We start from the raw sequence: 669 nt of genomic DNA, 5'->3' as shown, positions 1-669 counted from the left end.
CGCCTTGTCCTGATTTTTGTTAATCCACTATAGGTTTCCGTGCGGACGTGTTCAGATTCCCGCCTTCGCTGGAATAACGGCGGAGCAGTTTCTGCTTTTCCGATAAATGACCGTAACTTAAAATCCCGTCATCCCCACGAAAGCAAAAATCCTGCCTGTCGGATTTCGGTTTTTTTGGGCGTTTCGGGAAACTTATAAATCGTCATTCCCGCGCAGGCGGGAATCCGGTTTGCTCGGTTTCGGTTTTTCGGGCGTTTCGGGAAACTGATGAATCGTCATTCCCGCGCAGGCGGGAATCTAGAACGCGGGACGGCGGCAATATTCAAAGGTTGTCTGAAAATTCAGAGGTTCTAGATTCCCACTTTCGTGGGAATGACGGGATATAGGTTTCCCTACGGACGTGTTCAGATTCCCGCTTTCGCGGGAATGACGGCGGAGCGATTTCTGCTTTTCCGATAAATGACCGCAACCTAAAACCCATCCTTCCCGCAAAAACAGAAAAACAAAAACCTAAAATCCCGTCATCCCCACGATAACAGTTGCGTAATTGCGTAGAGTGGGCTTCAGCCCAACGTTTTTTCTTTTTCGGTCGTTGATTGGTGGGCTGAAGCCCACCCTTGTATATCGGAACTCCCGTATCATAGCAACAAACCGCCCGGCCGCCACCCG

At 50.1% G+C, this 669-nt stretch carries 1 protein-coding gene; it reads right to left on the bottom strand.

All coding sequences use genetic code 11. From position 1 onward, the window contains the following. Positions 1-322 precede the first annotated feature (322 nt). Positions 323-669 (bottom strand): hypothetical protein (locus tag HMPREF2959_RS12935; protein WP_210398731.1); only part of this gene is annotated, 347 nt, incomplete at its 5' end.

This window comes from Neisseria sp. HMSC070F02 (assembly GCF_001814225.1).
Lineage (GTDB): Bacteria > Pseudomonadota > Gammaproteobacteria > Burkholderiales > Neisseriaceae > Neisseria > Neisseria meningitidis.
This window is presented reverse-complemented; position numbering and strand designations above follow the sequence as displayed.